The 13,331-nt window shown below is 63.0% G+C and carries 11 protein-coding genes and 1 tRNA gene; 3 read left to right on the forward strand and 9 right to left on the reverse strand.

What is annotated here, in order from left to right:
* Positions 1-84: 84 nt before the first annotated feature.
* The 4 genes from PY254_RS13075 to PY254_RS13090 form a co-directional block, all read right to left on the reverse strand.
* Positions 85-1,122 (reverse strand): quinone-dependent dihydroorotate dehydrogenase, encoded by a 1,038-nt coding sequence (locus PY254_RS13075; protein ID WP_281012480.1) that lies wholly within the window; start codon positions 1,120-1,122, stop codon positions 85-87.
* Between the two features lie 78 nt (positions 1,123-1,200).
* Positions 1,201-1,974 carry an SDR family NAD(P)-dependent oxidoreductase gene (locus PY254_RS13080; RefSeq protein ID WP_281012481.1) on the reverse strand — a complete coding sequence of 258 codons (774 nt, stop codon included), beginning with the start codon at positions 1,972-1,974 and terminating at the stop codon, positions 1,201-1,203.
* A 7-nt stretch (positions 1,975-1,981) separates the two neighbouring features.
* Positions 1,982-2,284 (reverse strand): DUF4190 domain-containing protein, encoded by a 303-nt coding sequence (locus PY254_RS13085; protein WP_281012482.1) that lies wholly within the window; start codon positions 2,282-2,284, stop codon positions 1,982-1,984.
* Positions 2,285-2,372: 88 nt separating this feature from the next.
* Positions 2,373-3,908, reverse strand: a complete 1,536-nt coding sequence (locus PY254_RS13090) for an L-piperidine-6-carboxylate dehydrogenase (RefSeq protein ID WP_281012483.1) — start codon at positions 3,906-3,908, stop codon at positions 2,373-2,375.
* 184 nt (positions 3,909-4,092) lie between these two features.
* On the opposite strand from PY254_RS13090, the gene PY254_RS13095 reads away from it, so the two are divergent.
* Positions 4,093-4,169 (forward strand) — tRNA-Arg (locus PY254_RS13095).
* 32 nt (positions 4,170-4,201) lie between these two features.
* Here the strand turns inward: PY254_RS13095 and PY254_RS13100 are convergent.
* The 3 genes from PY254_RS13100 to PY254_RS13110 all read right to left on the reverse strand — a co-directional run bounded on the left by PY254_RS13100 (position 4,202) and on the right by PY254_RS13110 (position 8,061).
* Positions 4,202-5,512, reverse strand: a complete 1,311-nt coding sequence (locus PY254_RS13100; RefSeq protein ID WP_281012484.1) for an NRAMP family divalent metal transporter — start codon at positions 5,510-5,512, stop codon at positions 4,202-4,204.
* A gap of 176 nt (positions 5,513-5,688) precedes the next feature.
* A complete protein-coding gene (locus tag PY254_RS13105; protein WP_281012485.1) occupies positions 5,689-7,248 on the reverse strand; it encodes a protein adenylyltransferase SelO in 1,560 nt (519 codons plus the stop codon).
* A gap of 87 nt (positions 7,249-7,335) precedes the next feature.
* Positions 7,336-8,061, reverse strand: a complete 726-nt coding sequence (locus PY254_RS13110; RefSeq protein WP_281012486.1) for a lysozyme family protein — start codon at positions 8,059-8,061, stop codon at positions 7,336-7,338.
* Positions 8,062-8,865: 804 nt separating this feature from the next.
* On the opposite strand from PY254_RS13110, the gene PY254_RS13115 reads away from it, so the two are divergent.
* Positions 8,866-9,456: a DUF1415 domain-containing protein gene (locus tag PY254_RS13115; protein ID WP_281012487.1), complete on the forward strand. Its 591-nt coding sequence runs from the start codon at positions 8,866-8,868 to the stop codon at positions 9,454-9,456.
* A 120-nt stretch (positions 9,457-9,576) separates the two neighbouring features.
* On the opposite strand, the gene PY254_RS13120 is transcribed toward PY254_RS13115, so the two are convergent.
* Together PY254_RS13120 and PY254_RS13125 are read right to left on the reverse strand one after the other, a co-directional pair.
* Entirely contained in the window at positions 9,577-10,314 is a 738-nt protein-coding gene (locus tag PY254_RS13120) for a phosphatase PAP2 family protein (protein WP_281012488.1), read from the reverse strand.
* A 19-nt stretch (positions 10,315-10,333) separates the two neighbouring features.
* On the reverse strand, positions 10,334-12,451 hold the full coding sequence (locus tag PY254_RS13125; protein WP_281012489.1) for a TonB-dependent receptor: 2,118 nt from the start codon (positions 12,449-12,451) through the stop codon (positions 10,334-10,336).
* 386 nt (positions 12,452-12,837) lie between these two features.
* Between PY254_RS13125 and PY254_RS13130 the strand changes: the two genes are divergently transcribed.
* On the forward strand, positions 12,838-13,182 hold the full coding sequence (locus tag PY254_RS13130; RefSeq protein ID WP_281012490.1) for a YkgJ family cysteine cluster protein: 345 nt from the start codon (positions 12,838-12,840) through the stop codon (positions 13,180-13,182).
* The last annotated feature ends 149 nt before the right edge of the window (positions 13,183-13,331 follow it).

The raw sequence follows: 13,331 nt of genomic DNA on the forward strand, positions 1-13,331 counted from the left end.
TCTGCTGGCATGTCTATTCGCTCTGCTGGCATGTCTATTCGCTCCGCTGGCACGGCTGTTCGCTCCGCAGGCATCTCTACCCGTTCAATGGCCATGACCGGCCTCGTGATGGCGACGAATTTCGTTGACACATTCACCGATCAGATGCGGCCCGCGATAGATCAAACCCGAATAGACCTGCACCAGCGAAGCGCCTGCATCGAGTTTCTCGACCGCATCACTGCCTTCGAGAATGCCGCCCACGCCAACCAGCGGAATACGCCCCTGCAAGCGCTGGTGCATGCCGGCAAGTACCGCGGTGGAGCGGGCAAACAACGGTTTGCCGGATAGCCCGCCTGCTTCGCCTCCGCGCGGATCGTCAGCCACTGAATCGTGATCGATCGTGGTGTTACTGCAAATGACGCCGTCGATACCGGTGCGCAGCAGCACTTCAGCGATCGCATCAAGCTCGAGCTCCGAAAGATCAGGCGCAATCTTCAGCAACATCGGCTTGCGCTTGCCCTGTTGCGAGCCCAACCGCTCCTGTGCCGCGCGCAACACGGAAATGAATTTGTACAGCGTGGCTTCCTGCTGCAGGTCGCGCAGGCCAGCGGTGTTCGGCGAGGAAATATTCACCGTGATATAGGTGGCGTGTTCGTAGACCTTGTGCAGGCAGATCAGGTAGTCGTTGACCGCCTTCTCGTTCGGCGTGTCCTTGTTCTTGCCGATGTTGATGCCGAGCACACCGTGGTAACTCGACTTCTGCACGTTGCGCACCAGCGCATCGACGCCACCGTTGTTGAAGCCGAGCCGGTTGATGATCGCTTCGTGCTGCGGCAGCCGGAACATGCGCGGCTTGTCGTTGCCGGGTTGCGCCAGCGGCGTCACCGTGCCGACTTCAATGAAGCCGAAACCCAACGCATCGAGCGCGTCCAGGTGTTCGGCGTTCTTGTCCAACCCGGCAGCCAGGCCCACCGGATTCGGGAAAGTGATGCCGAAAACCGTGGTCGGCAGATCCGCCGGCGGCTTGGCGATCCAGTGCGCAAACCCACTGCGCTGGGCCACGCCCAACCCATACAGGGTCAGGTGGTGCGCCTTCTCGGCGTCGAGCTTGAACAGCAGCGGGCGCAGGATGTCGTACATGGGTTTCCGATCAATGAGCCACAGGAAAACGGTAGTCGTCGGCGAAGTCTAGCCTGCCAGTGTTCCGGCCGCCGTCACTCAGCCACTGAGCATCTGCCCGCCATCGACAACGAGGGTCTGGCCGGTGATCCAACCCGCCCATGGCGAGGCGAGGAACAGCGCCGCGTGGGCGATCTCTTCGGGCTTGCCGAAACGACCAAACGGAATTTTTGCCAGGGTGGCGTGATAAAGCTCGGGTTGTTCGACCCGGCGGCGATCCCACAAGCCATCGGCAAAGGCGATCGAGCCCGGTGCAATCGCATTGACGCGGATGCGATCAGCGGCCAGTGCCGCCGCCTGAGACATCGTGTATTGGCTGAGCGCGGCCTTCACCGCCGCATAGGCAGCGCCATTCGGACGCGGACGAAACGCGGCGATCGAACTGGTATGCAGGATGCAGCCGTGATCGGAAGCTTTCAGATACGGCAACGCAGCCCGCGAGGCACGCACGGCAGCCATCAAGTCGACGTTGAAACCAGCCAGCCAGCTTTCATCGCCCTCGCCGAAGCCGTAGCCACTGGCGTTGTTGACCAGCACATCGATACCGCCCAGCGCACTCGCCGCCTCAGCGATCCACGCGTCGATCGCCGTGCCGTCTGCGAGATCGCCAACTTTCGCATGTGCGATCACGCCATGCGCTTCGATCGCTTGACGGGTTTCTTCCAACGCCGTTGCACCGCGCGCACAGATCGACACCGCCGCGCCGGCCTCGGCAAAACTCAGCGCGATACTGCGACCGATACCGCGACTACCGCCGGCAACCAGCACGCGATAGCCGTGAAAGTTGAACGGAGTCGAAGACCGGTCGCTCATGCGTGGATCAATGCCAGCCGGCAACCGCGAAGCCGAAAAACAGCACGGCCATCAGCAGCAACCCAGCCAGTACGCAAAAGCCCAACTGCACGTAACCCAACACCAGACCGGCCACAGCCATGCCGTCGCCTTCCATGCGGTTGTCGATCGGGCTGCGACGAATTTCGCCACGCGCCAGGTGGCCGCAGACAATCGCCACCAGCGCACCAATGAAAGGCAGCAGGAACCAGGTCACGATGCCAAACACCAGGCTGACCACGGCCAGCGAACTGGTCGCATTGCCGGGCCGGTAGGACGGTTGATAGCTCATCGGGTTGCTCACTCGTCAGGAAGGTGGAACCACGCCGTCGTGCACGGAACCGTCGCAGGCAGTGAACCGCCTGCGACGGCTTGCTTGATTACACCGTGAACTTGATGCCCTGTGCCAGCGGCAGAGCATCGGAGTAATTGATGGTGTTGGTCTGGCGGCGCATGTAGACCTTCCAGGCATCCGAACCGGACTCGCGACCGCCGCCCGTTTCTTTCTCGCCACCGAATGCGCCGCCAATCTCGGCACCCGAGGTGCCGATGTTGACGTTGGCAATGCCGCAATCCGAACCGGCGGCCGACAGGAACTGCTCGGCCGAGCGCAGGTTGTTGGTGAAGATCGACGAAGACAGGCCCTGCGGCACGTCGTTCTGCATGTCGATCGCCTCGTCCAGCGTCTTGAACGGCATCACGTAAAGGATCGGTGCAAACGTTTCGGTCTGCACCACGTCATCGGAATTCTTCACGCCGGTGACAATGGTCGGCAGTACGAAGTTGCCCTTGCGATCGGTCAACGCCTTGCCGCCGGTGCGCACGGTGCCACCCGCAGCCTTGGCATTTTCCACCGCCTTCAGATAACCCTGCACCGCTTCCTGGCTGTTCAGCGGACCCATCAGCGTGGTGGCCAAGGTCGGATCGCCGATCTTGCCTTCAACCTGCTGATACGCCTTGACCAAGGTGTCGACCACGTTGTCGAAAATCGACTCCTGCACGAACAAACGACGGGTCGTGGTGCAGCGCTGGCCGGCGGTACCGACGGCACCGAACACGATGCCCGGGATCGCCAGCTTCAGGTCGGCGGTGTCGTCCAGAATGATCGCGTTGTTGCCACCCAATTCCAGCAGCGAACGACCCATGCGCTGGGCGACGCGCTCGCCGACCATGCGGCCGACCTTGGTCGAACCGGTAAAGCTGATCAGCGGAATGCGCTTGTCGTCGACGAAGCTCTGCGCCAGATCACTGCCCGCATCGTTGAACAGGAAGAACAGATCCGGGAAGCCGCCGTCCTTCAGCGCTTCGTTGCAGATCTTCATTGTGGCGATCGCCGACAACGGGGTCTTCGGCGACGGCTTCCAGATGCAGATGTCGCCGGCGATCGTCGCCAGCATCGCATTCCACGCCCACACCGCCACCGGGAAGTTGAACGCGCTGATGATGCCGACCAGACCCAGCGGGTGGTACTGGTCATACATGCGGTGGCCGGGACGCTCCGAGTGCATGGTTGCGCCGTACATCATGCGGCTCTGGCCCACCGCGAAATCGGCGATGTCGATCATCTCCTGCACTTCGCCGTCGCCTTCGGGCTTGATCTTGCCCATTTCCAGTGCAACCAGCGAACCCAGCGCGTCCTTGTGCTTGCGCAGCGCTTCGCCACACAGGCGCACCGCTTCACCGCGCAGCGGCGCCGGCGTGGTCTTCCACACCTTGAATGCCGCCTGGGCGCGCTGGACGATCACTTCATAGTCAGCCGCGCTGGACGCATGCACGGTACCGAGCACTTCTCCGGTGGCCGGATTCACCGGCTGCAGCGCGCCGGCGTCGGTGGTCTTGGACCACTCGCCCTGGCCGAGGTAGCTGCCGGACTGCTCGCCCTTGAGGTTGAGCGCGTTGAGGATTGCATGGGACATGGATGTCTCCTGAGACGTGCGGCGCCCGCAGGCACCGTGAATGAAAACTGTAATCCGCCATTCTAGCAGGGCTGGCCAACCGGCTCCCGCACCGCCTTTGCGGACGCTCCGCCAGCTGTCAACGCGCGAACCCGCGTGTGCGCGGATCGCGCCATCGTGCGATCCATGCCAAAATCCCGGCGATGCCCTCGTAGCTCAGTTGGATAGAGCGGCCCCCTCCTAAGGGGCAGGTCGGACGTTCGAATCGTCTCGAGGGCACCAAATGCCTGTTCCAGCCGGGGGCGCACGGCCCGCTACTGACCCCATGTGGCAAACATCACCACAGCGGCCGCCGCCATCACCAGGGTGGCCAGCCAGCCAACCAGTTTCAGTCGCAGCGAGATGACGAACTTGCCCATCACCTTGCGCTGCGCTGCCAGCAGCATGATCACCACCATCAGCGGCACCGCGATCACGCCGTTGATCACCGCACTCCAGAACAGCATGCGGATCGGGTCGATCGGCGAGAAGCTCAGCAGCACGCCGAACAGGGTCGCCAGCGCAATCGTGGCGTAAAACAAGCGGGCTTTGCGCGGCGCGAACTCCAACCCCGTCTTCCAGCGAAACGCTTCGCCCAGCGCGTAAGCGCAGGAGCCCGCCAAAACGGGCAGCGCCAACAGGCCGGTACCGATGATGCCAGCGGCAAACAGCCAGAACGCAAACCGGCCGGCGATCGGTCGCAGCGCGGCCGCCGCGTCGGACGAGGTCTGGATGTCGGTCTGGCCATGGGCGTGCAGGACGACCGCCGCAGTCAGGATGATGAAAAACGCCACCACTTCCGAAAACAGCATGCCGCTGATCGTGTCCACGTTGATCCGCCGCAACGCCGCCGGGCCTTGCTGCGGCGCACGCCGCAGCGCCTTGCGTCCAGGCGTGATGCGCACTTCGTTGGCCTCTTCCGAGGCCTGCCAGAAAAACAGGTAGGGACTGATCGTGGTGCCAAACACGGCCACCACCGCCACGGCATACTTGGCGTCCAGATGTATGGTCGGCAGAAAGGTGCCCTTGGCAACCGCGAGCCACGGCACATCGATGACCAGCACCGTGCCGACATAGGCGAACAGGCTGAAGGTCAGCACTTTCAGCAACGGCGAATATCTGGCAAAGGGAATGAACACCTGCAGCACGACCGACAGCGCCGCAAAGCCGACCGCATAGGCCACCGCCGGCCCACCGATCAACAGGTTCAGCGCCGCACCCATCGCGCCAATGTCTGCCGACAGATTGATGATGTTGGCGATGAACAGCAGAAACACAAAGCCCATCACTACCGGGGCCGGATATTGCGAGCGAATATTTGCGGCCAGCCCCTTGCCAGTCACCCGGCCAATCCGTGCGCAGATGGTCTGGATGCCGATCATCAGCGGCAATGCCAGCACCACCGTCCACAGCGTGCCATAGCCGTACGCGGCACCGACCTGCGAATAGGTGGCAATGCCACTCGGGTCATCATCGGCAGCACCGGTAATCAGGCCAGCGCCAAACTGACTCGGCAGAGACTTCTTCCCCGGGCGTTCGGAATCTTCCACAACGGCCTGGACCAACGGGCCTTTCAATGCAGCCATCGCCTGATACTCAATCTGTCGGGGTGAACGTGGCCGGCTGAATGACCCGGAAAGCATGCAGTATGTTCTGGCGATTGTCGGCTTGCCCCACTTCGCGGAGCTTTCGTCACCAGACGATGGCTAATCCAATCGGGTCCACGGCAACCAGCGTTCATCACAGCCACCGACGTCGACCGTCAGGAACTGCACGACAGCATCGAGCATCCGGCCTTATGCCTGGCCCAGTCCGGCCGCTTCTGCGCAAACGCCTCGCGACCGGGCTGGTCGTCATAAGGGCGGCGCATCACGTCAAGCAGCTCGGCAATCCCTTCGGCATCGCCCTGCATGGCACGATCGATCGCCTGCTGCGCCAGATAGTTGCGCAGTACATAACGCGGGTTCGCCAGACGCATCTGCTCGCGGCGTTGTTCGGGTGTCAACGCATCAGCGGCAAGACGCGCCGCGTAGCGGGTCAGCCAGTCATTGAGCGCCGGCTCCGCTTCACGCCGTTTCGCCTCGTCGTAAAACGCATCGTGCATCGGTGCCAGCGTCGGCGTGTTTCGATCGACCTCACCCAGCGCGCGAAACCACAGCGTCATATCGATCTCGGCCTGCTGCATCAAGGCCTGCAAGGACTGCATCAAGACCACGTCGTCGTCGCGACATTCGGCGAGGCCGAGTTTCGCGGCAATGTTGCGGCGATCAGCAGCGGCGTAGGCCGCCGCATAGCGATCCAGCCCCACCTGCAGCGGCGCCACGTCCGCGAACAAGGGCGCCAGTGCACCGGCCAGTCGGCTCAGGTTCCACCACGCCACGTCCGGCTGCTGGCCAAAACGATAGCGGCGGCGCTGTGCATCGGTGGTATTCGGCGTCCAGTCCGCGTCGTAATTGTCGACCCAGCCGTACGGGCCATAGTCGATGGTCAGGCCCAGGATCGACATGTTGTCGGTATTCATCACGCCGTGCACGAAGCCGACGCGAATCCAGTGGGCAATCATCGTGGCGGTGCGCTCGCACACCTGGGCAAACCATTCGGCGTACAAGGCTTCACCACTACCCGTGAGTTCCGGATAGTCACGCTCGATGGTGAAGGCGACCAGTTGCTGCAGCAGACCGACATCACCACGCGACGCCGGCAATTCGAAGTTGCCGAAACGAATGAACGACGGCGCCGCACGACAGACGATCGCGCCCGGCTCGGTCGCTGCGTTGCCGTCGTAGAACATGTCGCGCAATACCGGCTCGCCGGTGCCAACCAGACTGAGCGCACGCGTGGTCGGCACGCCCAGATGATGCATCGCCTCGCTGCACAGGAACTCGCGCACCGACGAGCGCAGCACCGCACGGCCGTCCGCACCGCGCGAATACGGCGTCAAGCCAGCGCCCTTCAATTGCAACTCCCAACGCTCGCCCGCCGCGTTGATCACCTCACCCAGCGAAATCGCCCTGCCATCGCCAAGCTGCCCGGCCCAGTGGCCGAACTGGTGGCCGCCGTAATTTGCCGCGTAGGGCTGCATGCCATCGAGCAACAGGTTGCCACCGAACACGCGAGCGAACTCGGCTGAGCGGACATCAGCCTCGGAAAGGTCCAGCACAGCGGCCATTTCCGCCGAATGCGCGAGCAATCTTGGCGCCGCTACCGGGGTGGGATCGACCCGCGAATACAGCGCACCTTCCACCTGACGCAGGCCGATGCCCTGCTCCGGATCGCCGGGCAGGTCACGTACGAAAGCATTGTCGAAGCGCCACTGGAACATGCCGAGATGACCGCAAGAGGATGCCGCTTATATTCGGGCGGCCGCGATGCGATGCAAGGCAGCGACACCAACTGCCCGCATCAGATGTCAGCGCGCGACAGGCTTGTGCCGGCGCGCAATGCGACGTTCTGCCTTCAATCGCTCATACACGGTAAGCACGGCCGTGCCGTAGCCCTTGGCCAGGCTTGGCGTGCGGCTGTGGTAGTAACCCACACCCATCACGCGGTCGCGGGTACGGTGCATACCGTCGCGCAGGATTTTCGCCGCTACCGTGATGTTGGTGCGCGGGTCCAGCAGAATCAGCGGATCGCGTACGGCATCGCGATGCATCGGGTAATAGACCTGCATGATGCCCACGTCCTGCACGGCCGAGCCAAACTGGCTGGCTGCCGCCATCTGCAATTGCACATGCTGGCGATCACCGCGCACCAGGTGGTCGTCAACCCGGAACAGCCACGGTGTCGGCGCCACCTTGCCGTCCGGATACAGCGATTTCGATTCGACCAGCGCCACGCTGTACAGCAGCAGCGGATCAATGTCATACGCCTTGCCCACCTGAGCCCACAGGCTGTGGCGAGACGTGATGTCCAGATTCGGATCAGCCATCGGCATCATCAGGTCCATCGTGCTGACTTCGCTCAGCAGCCGCTCGGCCGAGGGCGCAGCCGGGGCACGATCAACGGCAAGACCGGCCTCCGCCAGCGGCTCGTCATGCGTTGTCACCAGCGCGGTGGCAGGTGGAACCACCGTCTGCTCGACTGGCTGGACCACCGGTGGGGCCACGTTGGCCGTGACCGGCTGTACAGCCGCCACACCTGAGATCCTCGCTACCGGCACCGTCGAATGAGCGCCGTGCCAGGCCATGCCGCCCAGCGCTGTCGCGGCGCCCGCAGCAACAACCAACAAGGCGGCGATGGCCAACCGAGGCGGCGCCAACAGTACCGACTTCCGCGCAATCGCTTGCGCGCGAACAAACTGGCCACCGGAAGCCACTGCCGCACAGCCGCTCCCCGCCAACCTGACAAGCCATTGCCCGAATCCCACCGCGCGCCCGCGTAGCAGCGGAACGAGCGGCTGCAACGACGCCGACGATCGCCGCTGGCGTGCCAGCGCTGGCATCAAGACTTTCCAATCGGTGGCACGGTAGCGCGGTGCCAAGCGCGCTTTTTTCGAGCGAACTGGCGCGGCAAGCGCAAGCCGTGATCCAGAGCTCACCGGCAAGGCACGCGGGCTGGGTCGGCGCTGCGGACCGTGGAATCGACCCGTCGCCGAAGCGCACGCACGCGCAGCCGCAGCCTCGCCGCGGGCTGCGGCGGTTTCCGAACCCTCTGGTTTGTCGCCGGATTCGCGGTGCATCGCACCTGTCATCCGGCCGCTCGAACCATCCACGAATGAATCCTCGTCATGCCCCAGGGGGCTACGCACGATACGCCAGCTTTGCCACGGTTGCCCGTAACACGAGGCTGGCACACACCTTTCGGCCAGCCATCAAGGCGACCCTTTGGCCCAGTCTGTGGCAGGCCAAAGGGGCATGATCGCACGTGAACCGCCCAATCCAACCTCACCGTGCGCGCTGGCCCCGGCTATAGTCGCGCTCGCCATCACACCGGAAAGTTCATGAACACGCCCCCCGCCAACGATCTCAACGCCGACGCCCTGCCCGAGGACGCGCCCTATCTTGCCGCGACCACCCGCTGGGTGGAACGCGCGGTGATCGGCTTGAATCTGTGCCCGTTTGCCCGCGCGCCGCATGTGCAGGGCAAGCTGCGCATGCGGGTCAGTCAGGCGCGCGACACCGATGCCTTGCTCGACGACCTCTGCGGCGAACTGCAGTCGCTCAACGCACTGACCCCGGATGAATGTGAAACCGGCCTGCTGATCCATCCATTCGTGCTGGGCGATTTCCTCGACTACAACGACTTCCTCGACGTCGCCGATGCTGCCGTGCAAACGCTGGGTCTGGAAGGCGAATGGCAGGTCGCCAGCTTCCATCCGCAGTATCAGTTCGCCGACAGCGAGCCCGAGGATGTGGAGAACTACAGCAACCGCTCGCCCTTCCCCACGCTGCATCTGCTGCGCGAAGCCAGCATCGAGCGGGCGATGGAACAGATGAGCGACACCGACGCGATCTACCGGCGCAATATCGACACGCTGCAGAAGCTGGGGCCGCAGGGTTGGCAGGCGCTATGGGACGACACCACCGGCTGAGCAGTGGGCAGCATCCACCAAAAATTTCTAATGCGGTGAACCATCACCTTCGCCAGGACGCGTCGGGCACGTGGCGTGCCCGACGCGTGGTTCGAAAACGAGAGGTCTTTCGGCAACCGGCTAACCGCCTGCCGGAACCTGTCGGTTGAAGCCAGCGTCCTCCAGTTCGCGTGCTGCTGCATCGAGATCGTGACGGATGGCCGGGCTGGACAGAAAGTCGCGGACCAACGCCTGTCCCAGCACGCGGCCGGCGAAGATGTCCTGCGGCGTATGCACGCCACGCACCACCCGGCGCCAACCCACGCTCCGCGCGTAGCGATCCAGCGCCTGCGCACGTTGCGGAAGCAAGTGGCCGAGCAGCAGCGCGAAGACCGTTGCCCGCGTGCTGTGCCCACTGGGGTAGCCATAATCGCGGCTCTTCCAGTCGACAGCGTCACCTTCCGGGTCCCACTGGCATGAGTTGACCGGACAGGGCCGCTCGCGGTGCCAGGTCTGTTTGGCTTCGTTCTTGGCGAGATTCGTCTCCTTCTTCACCTCGGCGAACAACGCAGCGGTGGCTGGCAGCCGCTGCTCGGTGAACTCCGGACCCAGTACGGCAGCGAACGAGAACACCCCGAACTCCTCTTCCTGTTTCGACAGCGCGGCCTGCTCCGTTGTTCGCGTGGTGTAGGCCTGAAAGGTGACGGTGCGATCGGCGCTGTCTTCAGCGCTGCCCATGGCTGATGGCGCTGGAAGCACGGCGACGGCCTCATGCAGCTGGGCGTCACTGAGATAGTGTTGGGCGGTGCGCGCGTTGCCGATATTCAGCATCGACAGGCCAAGTACGGCGACACACACGCGGGTAAAATTCATGCTCATGCGACTGCTCCGCTGCATGTCAAAGTGCCAGCGACACGGAGGCAAACCAGCTCCGTCCGGGCAGCACGAGATAATAGGTATCGCCCTTCTTCACCGAGTCGGCGACCTGCTGGTTGGCGTCGAGCAGGTTGTCCACCTGCAGCTTCAGCTTGTAGCTCTTGATGAACGAGCCGCTGAGTTTCTGGCCGTAGCCCAGGCTGAGCGCAGCGCGCCAGAAGCCGCCACTGTTGCTGGTGGCGGTGACCGAATTGGCCTGATCGGGATTGAAGTCGCCGTTGTAGACCTTCTGCGCACCGATGTACTTGCCGCCCAGCGCTGCGAAGAAGCCGTTCTGGGCGTAATTCACGCCGAGCGCCGCGGTGCTGTCGGGGATGTTGGGGATATCCAGACTGGAGCGCTTGAAGCGTGCGTCGAGCAACGAGCCGTTGGCATACACGCTGACACCGCTGCCCACGTAATAGGTAGCTTCCGCTTCCACGCCGTGCATGCGCGCACCCTTGGCGGTGGCGTAGATGTCATCGTGGGTGACCGGATCGACTGCGGTGAGCGGGTAGTTGTTGTAGTCGATGAAGAAGATGTCGGCATCGGCGTTGAAGCGGTCGGTCTTGTATACCGTGCCGAACTGGTAGTTCATCGTCTGCTGTGGACGGGCGCGGTTGAGGCGCGGATCAGGCACGTAAAACTGGTTGAGGTTGGGGGCGAGAAAGCCCTGCGCGGCCTGCGCGTAGATGCTCCAGTCAGCGCCGAGGCGGTAGTTGCCGCTGAGGTAGCCCAGCGTCTTGCGCCAGGTCTGGTCGTACTTCAGCGGCAGCTTGGTGCCCTGGTTGTACGGCGTGTCGATGTAACGGGTGAAGCCGACGTTTTTCATGCCCGGAGCGATGGTGAGCGCTTCACTGGCCTGCCAGGCGTACTCGGCGTACAGCTGCGTGGTACGCAGGCGATCATTCATCGTGTATTTGTAGGGCGCGTAGGGGTTGCTGCCGCCGGGTTTGACGTCGGTCGCGCCGCCGCGACTGTAGTCCAGCGCTACGCTGGAGCGGTCGTTGCCGGTGTATTCGTACCAGCCGCCGGTACGAAACTGACCTTTGTCGTCGGTGTGCGCCAGCTCGAATGTGTCGCCCCAGGCACGGTAGTTGTTGACCTTGTAGTAGCCACCCATTGCCGTCTTCGAACTCTTGGTGCCCACGTAGGCGCTTTCGTGGCTGCCATTGGTATACGCGTACGTATACAGCTTGTTGTCGAGCTGCCAGGTCTCGCTGAAATCGCTGTGGACGCCCAGGTATTCCATGTCGGTATTCTTGTCCTGGTAGTTGTAGCAGTCGCAATCGGTGCTGGTACGGTCGGTATTGAGGCCGAAGTTGCGGCCCAGCGTGTTGATCTGCTGCTGGGTGAGCGTGCCCTTGTCCGGCTTGTTGAAGTGGATCGTGTTGTAGTTGCTGAGCAAGGTAATTTCGGTGTGCTCGCCCACCGGCTGCACGTACTTCAGGTAACCAGTGGTGCGCCGCATCGGTGCATGCGTATTGGCGGTATCGGTGTCGTTGTATTGCACGCTGGCGATCAACTTGCCGCCGCCCAGGCCATCGATGCGGCCGGTGTTGAGCTCCAGATGCGTCAGCGTAGTGCCATAGCTGCCGATGCTGAAGGTGGGGATGAACGAGAACGTGTCGCGCGCGTCCTTCGAGCGCAGCGCCACGGTGCCGCCGAAAGTCGCTGCGCCCAGCGTGCTGGCACTGCCGGGACCACGATCGATACTGACCTCGCCGATCATCTTGGCCGGGAAGTAGCTGCTGGTGTGGTGGCTGAAGTCGTTGGTGTCGCCGAACGGGATACCGTCATAACTGACGTTGTACTGGTTGTCGCTGAAGCCACGCAGGGTCATCTGCTTGGATTCGCCCAGGCCCGGACCGGCCGGGCTGATGTTGCTCACGGCCGGCGCGATGTTGGCGATGCTGGCGTAGTCGGCGGTGGGCGCCGTGTAATTGTTGATGTAGTCCAGGCCGATCACCGACTGCGGCTGCGTCGCATCCAGCTCACTCTGCACCGGCGCCAGGGTGATTGCCGAAGTCGTTACGGCGCGCACTTCCACTTCCTGCAGTTGCTTCGCCTCGATCATGTTCGGCGCAATGCTTGACGCCATTGCGGCGTTTGACACGTCATCCGTGGTGGCTGCATGGGCGCCGCCGACAACCAGCAGCGAAGAGGCGCACAAGAAAGCCACGCGATAGGATTGGCGGATCGCGGTAACCAGCGGGCGCCTGCGGAAAACAACGCGGCCAACGGCAAGGCCTGCATGCAAACATGACATCATGATCAAATCGTCCTGGATTGAGGCGGAAGGGCAAGCCCATCAAGCCTAGGGAGCTGATTTGACCGTTTTGTTGCAGCTGGCTTGCAGAAAAAGTGCGACTGAGCTGGCTCCGAAAGTTCCCTGCACTGAATGCGGGATGTGAGATGTGGGACGCAAAATCGTACCGAAGCCGATGCCTCAACATCCTGTTCATCGGATGGCTGTCACGCTGACGCATGACTGACCTCAGCACGCAACCCGACGACCCCTACGCCGAAAGCGTCGACCCCCGCGTGCATTGCAATACCTGCGAAGCCGTGTGCTGCCGCCTCACCGTGGTGCTGATGCCCGAAGACCGGGTGCCCACCTGGTTGATCGAGCGCAATGAATACGGCATGGAAACCCTGGCCAAGGGCGAAGACGGCTGGTGCGCCGCCATCGACCCCAAGACCTTCGGCTGCACCATTTACGACGAGCGCCCGACCATCTGCCGCAAGTTCGCGATGGGCAGCCCGAGCTGCCGCGACGAACGGCACAAATGGTTTGGCGCGAGCATCCCCACCGCGGTGCATGTGCTGTAACCGCAGGACCATCACGTCTCCCATCGCGCTCCGGCGGGCAGTGTCCGCCCTACGGGACGAAGTTGAGTTAGGGGTCATGGCGCACGCTGCAGCTCGTCGTTGGGCAGGCACTGCGCGCCGGCTTTTCGCCACGACCTGCTGCAAAGCGG

The organism is Rhodanobacter sp. AS-Z3 (assembly GCF_029224025.1).
Classification (GTDB): Bacteria; Pseudomonadota; Gammaproteobacteria; order Xanthomonadales; family Rhodanobacteraceae; genus Rhodanobacter.

Excerpts from the sequence above, each read along its gene's own strand:
- PY254_RS13075 (WP_281012480.1), bottom strand. The coding sequence starts at position 1,122 with ATGTACGACATCCTGCGCCCGCTGCTGTTCAAGCTCGACGCCGAGAAG.
- PY254_RS13080 (WP_281012481.1), bottom strand. The coding sequence starts at position 1,974 with ATGAGCGACCGGTCTTCGACTCCGTTCAACTTTCACGGCTATCGCGTG.
- PY254_RS13085 (WP_281012482.1), bottom strand. The coding sequence starts at position 2,284 with ATGAGCTATCAACCGTCCTACCGGCCCGGCAATGCGACCAGTTCGCTG.
- PY254_RS13090 (WP_281012483.1), bottom strand. The coding sequence starts at position 3,908 with ATGTCCCATGCAATCCTCAACGCGCTCAACCTCAAGGGCGAGCAGTCC.
- PY254_RS13100 (WP_281012484.1), bottom strand. The coding sequence starts at position 5,512 with ATGGCTGCATTGAAAGGCCCGTTGGTCCAGGCCGTTGTGGAAGATTCC.
- PY254_RS13105 (WP_281012485.1), bottom strand. The coding sequence starts at position 7,248 with ATGTTCCAGTGGCGCTTCGACAATGCTTTCGTACGTGACCTGCCCGGC.
- PY254_RS13115 (WP_281012487.1), top strand. The coding sequence starts at position 8,866 with ATGAACACGCCCCCCGCCAACGATCTCAACGCCGACGCCCTGCCCGAG.
- PY254_RS13120 (WP_281012488.1), bottom strand. The coding sequence starts at position 10,314 with ATGAGCATGAATTTTACCCGCGTGTGTGTCGCCGTACTTGGCCTGTCG.
- PY254_RS13125 (WP_281012489.1), bottom strand. The coding sequence starts at position 12,451 with ATGGCGTCAAGCATTGCGCCGAACATGATCGAGGCGAAGCAACTGCAG.
- PY254_RS13130 (WP_281012490.1), top strand. The coding sequence starts at position 12,838 with ATGACTGACCTCAGCACGCAACCCGACGACCCCTACGCCGAAAGCGTC.